Source organism: Skermanella sp. (assembly GCF_059503625.1).
On sequence record NZ_JCACHA010000110.1, the window covers coordinates 1 to 3,871 of the forward strand.

A 3,871-nucleotide genomic window follows, 5' to 3' on the forward strand; every position below is an offset into this window, starting at 1 on the left:
GACCTGGGTTCTCAGCTCCTCCTGGGATGCCGCCAGTTCCTCCAGGCGCTTGTCGGCGTTGGGGGCGGCCTGACCCTGCTTCATCAACTCGCGCAGGCCGCGCAGAACCGTCTGCTGGTTGCGCTGGGTGGCGTCCATCAGGGCCGACATGCGGAGCAAAGTGGGGCCGAGGACGCTTTCGGTGACCGTCTCGACGTCGGACGGCAGGCGCAGCGGCATGACGTCGCCGGTGACCGGCGAACGGGCGATGGCGACCGGCGTTTCGCCGGGGGCGAGATCGACCGCCAGTTCGAAGGCGTGGCAGCCGTCGCCGACTCCGTTGGCCTTCAGGTCGTCGCGCGGCTGGTTGGCGAAAGCGGTGGCGACCAGCCTGTCGCCGACGCGGATCTCGACTTCCAGGTGGTCGGACGGGCGGACCCGGTCCCAGGCCCAGCCATAGAGCCGGCCGCCCGTTATGGCGTCGATCCGGCCGTCGATGTCGGCCGGCTGCGGGGCGAGGGTTTGGAGCGCTGCGGACATGGGCGTTCTTTTCCGGTGCGGGCAACGAATAGCCGGCGCCGGGAACACGATCCCGGCGCCGGCGAGTAGGCTTCAGGCTTTACGCGACCTGGAGGCGGCGCGGCTTGGCGATGCCGTGGTGCATCTTGTGGTCGATGAAGTTTTCGTCCAGGAAGGCGCGCATGTCGCGGAAACGCTGATAGTAGGTGCGGTTGAAACGCTCGAACCGCGCCTGATCCCAATAATCCTCCAGAACGAACGGCTTCTGCGAGAACACGTCGTAGCAGGGGATCGCGAAGGTCTCGGCGAACTCGACCGTCCGGCTGTCGTAGCTGAAGTAGATCGACGGCGTCCGGTTGGCGAGAGCCATCAGGTTGCCGTGCAGACGGTAGCCCAGCACGAGGTCCTTGGAGCGCACGAGGTCCTCATAGTCGGACACGACGTCCGAGTACCACAGGCGGGTCTTGTAAAGCTCCTCCATCTCCTCATCGAGGAACCACTTGCCGATCCAGCCATTGTTCTTCAGCTCGGCCAGGGCGTGGGCCTTCTGCTCGTCAGTGCCCCAAAGCAGCTTCTTCTCCTCGACCTCGCCCTGCATCATCATGACGATGTCGAACCGGCGGGCCATCTCCTTGACCACGTCGCGGTGGCGCGTCAGGTAGGTCTCGATGTCCTGCGCATAGGCGGCCGAAACCTCGCGGCGCATCGTGAAGCCGACGTTCTTGATCTGGTCGAGCGGCGGCAGGTCGATGCGCAGATCCGGGTCGTTGTTGCGGAAGGCGGTCGGGCAGCCGACGATCCGGACGTTCTTGATGCCGAGGTCCCACAGCACTTCGGCGGTATAGGTGCCGCGCACGCCGAGCGAGGCCGACTTGTCGGCGATGATGCTCCAGATCCGCTTGCTCTGCTCGGAAAGCTGAAGCTTGCCTTCCTTGGGGGCCTGGGCGCCGACGCCGAAGGCGAGGATCGGAATCTTCAGCTTGGGCAGGACCTGCTCGGCGTTCTCCCATTCCATGTGGCTGTGGATGTAGTTGGAGCCGCGCAGGAAGACGTAGTCGTATTCGGCGTTGTAGCGCTCGACGTCGCCCGGCTTGACGTTGCGGATCGTCAGTACGTCGAGCTTGTCGTAGTTCAGGAGCTTCAGCGAGGAATCGAAGACGAAGGCGTCGCCGATGTTGTGGTAGTGGTCGATGTGCTTCTGGACCTGCTGGTATTCGTACCAGCGGACGCAGTCATGATTATAGACTTCGCCCGACGGGATCATGACGAGGATTTTAGCCAAAGGAATCTCCCTGGGGTGTGATAGCGTCGGTTTCGGTTGAGGTCAGAGCGGCTGGGCGACGGCGCGGTCGAGGACTTGAGTGCCCTGACCCGCCGTAGCGGGTGCCGTAGTTGCCGGTGAAGGAGTGCCCTGGACGGAGGCTCCGGCGAGCAGGGCGTTGAAGATTTCGGTATGGCGGCGGGCGCATTCCTGGCGGTCGATCGGCCGCTTGATGCGTGCCCGCAGGCGGTCCCACAGGTCGGGGGTGCGCAGGACGTCGGTCAGGCGATCGATCAGGTCTTCCACGCTGGCATTGCGGAAATGGATGCCGTCCACGTTGTGGGTGACCTTCTCGGCCATGCCGCCGATATTGCTGGCGATGATCGGCCGGCCGTGCAGGAAGGCTTCCTGGATCACGACCGGCGAGTTCTCCCACCAGATCGACGGAATGATCAGCCAGTCCACGTCCTTCATCAGGCTGGGCAGTTCCGCCGAGCGGTAGCTGCCGTAGAAGCGGACGCGGTTGCCGGCCTTCTCCGTCAATTCGTTGAATTTCTTCTGGAACGCTTCGGGCTGCTTTTCCAGGTTGCCGCCGAAGATCATCAGCGCGCTGTCGTCGCCCCAGTCCTTGTCGGACACGCGGGAGACGGCCTCGACCAGCACGTGCAGGCCCTTGAACTCGCTGACTTGGCCGAAGAAGCCGAAGCGGTTGCGCCGGCCGCCCTTGGGCAGCGGACGGGGCGGCACGATCTCCTCCACCGTCAGGCCGTTCTCGATCATGCGGAACTTCTCGCGCGGCAGGCCCCAATCGACGTAGCGGTCGATCAGGAACTCGCTCGGGCTGATGTAGAAGTCGGCCATCTCGAAGAAGGTCTTGAGGAAGGCTTCGCGCTTGAAGAACTGGCTTTCCGGGATGTGGGGGAAGCAGTTGGTGCATTCGGCCGGCGACGACCGGTAGCAGAGCGTGTTGCGGCTGGTCTTGACCATCTGGCCGTGGTGGTGGCAGATCGACAGGTATTCGTGGAAGGTGATGACAACAGGCACGCGCGGCAGCGCCTGCTTCAGGGCGTAGATCGTCTCCACGCCCAGACCGATGTAATGGTGGAAGTTGATCACGTCGGGTTGCAGGTCCACGACGTAGCGGACGAAGTCCTGCTGCAAGCCCGCCAGATTGCGGTTGGAGCAGCGGAAATGGTCGTAGTCGTTGGCGTAGTAGAGGATCTCGCGCTCCTTCTGGCGAAGGCTCATCAGCGCGCTGTCCTTATGGCGGTTGACCGGGGGACCGACGCGGGCGAGATAGAAGCTCTCCCAGCCGGGCAGATCATGGATGCCGTTGAACAGGTTGTAGGACGCCACCTCGCCGCCGCCCAGCGAGAAGGTCGGGTGTCCGTGGCTGACGATCAGGACGCGCTTGTCCCGCTTGGCGATTTCCATGCCGGTCATCGGTCGATGCTCCCGAGCGGTTGGGTGGTGTGGAGACGCGGCCATTTCCGCTCGAAGCCCCAGCGGTCCACGAGCCCGCCGGTCTGTAGCCAGTATTCCTGGGCCTGCTCGCGGGGCTGCTCGTCCAGGGCGATCAGCTGGACGGTCGGCAGCCACAGGCAGACATGGCCGGCGGCGCGCAGCTTCAGGCAGAAATCGACGCTCTTGAAGTCGGTGCCGACGAAATCGGCGCTGAAGCCACCGGCGCCGAGGAAGGCGGCGCGCGGGATCAGGGCACAGTCGGTCGAGGCCGCCTGGACGGTGGTGAGTTCCCGGCCCTTCAGCCAGTCGCGGGAATAGCCGGCGTACTGCGAAACGGCGGACTGCGCGCTGATCTGCTGGATGCCGGCGAAGCGGATCGAGAAATCCTCGTACAGCAGGGTGGGGCTGACCATGCCGGTCCTGCCGCTGGTCTTGTAGGCCCATTCCAGATCCGACAGCCAGCCGGTCGAGGTCGGCAGCACCGAAGGCGACAGCAGAAGCAGCATGTCGGAGGAGGCGTGGCGCACCCCGGCATCCATCGCCTGATAGATGTCGTGCGCCTGCGGGCAGGGCACCAGCTTGATCGACAGGTCGTAGAACTCGGCGAAACGGCGGAGCGAGGGCGACAGGCGCTCATGCGCTCCGGCG

3 protein-coding genes and 1 pseudogene are annotated in these 3,871 nt (G+C 64.5%); all 4 read right to left on the reverse strand.

Going from position 1 to position 3,871, the window contains the following annotated elements; all coding sequences use genetic code 11:
- Window positions 1-519 (reverse strand): annotated as a pseudogene (locus tag AC5JJ6_RS03050) (hypothetical protein); the annotation flags it as partial.
- Between the two features lie 79 nt (window positions 520-598).
- Complete coding sequence (locus AC5JJ6_RS03055) at window positions 599-1,780, reverse strand: polysaccharide pyruvyl transferase family protein (protein WP_496040633.1); 1,182 nt, start codon at window positions 1,778-1,780, stop codon at window positions 599-601.
- 42 nt (window positions 1,781-1,822) lie between these two features.
- On the reverse strand, window positions 1,823-3,202 hold the full coding sequence (locus tag AC5JJ6_RS03060) for a glycosyltransferase family 4 protein (RefSeq protein WP_496040634.1): 1,380 nt from the start codon (window positions 3,200-3,202) through the stop codon (window positions 1,823-1,825).
- Window positions 3,199-3,871 (reverse strand): glycosyltransferase family 2 protein (locus tag AC5JJ6_RS03065; RefSeq protein ID WP_496040635.1); only part of this gene is annotated, 673 nt, incomplete at its 5' end. The genes AC5JJ6_RS03060 and AC5JJ6_RS03065, both read right to left, overlap by 4 nt.

What these genes read in the sequence shown, in the direction of transcription:
- AC5JJ6_RS03060 (WP_496040634.1), bottom strand. Translation starts at nt 3,202, where the DNA reads ATGACCGGCATGGAAATCGCCAAGCGGGACAAGCGCGTCCTGATCGTC.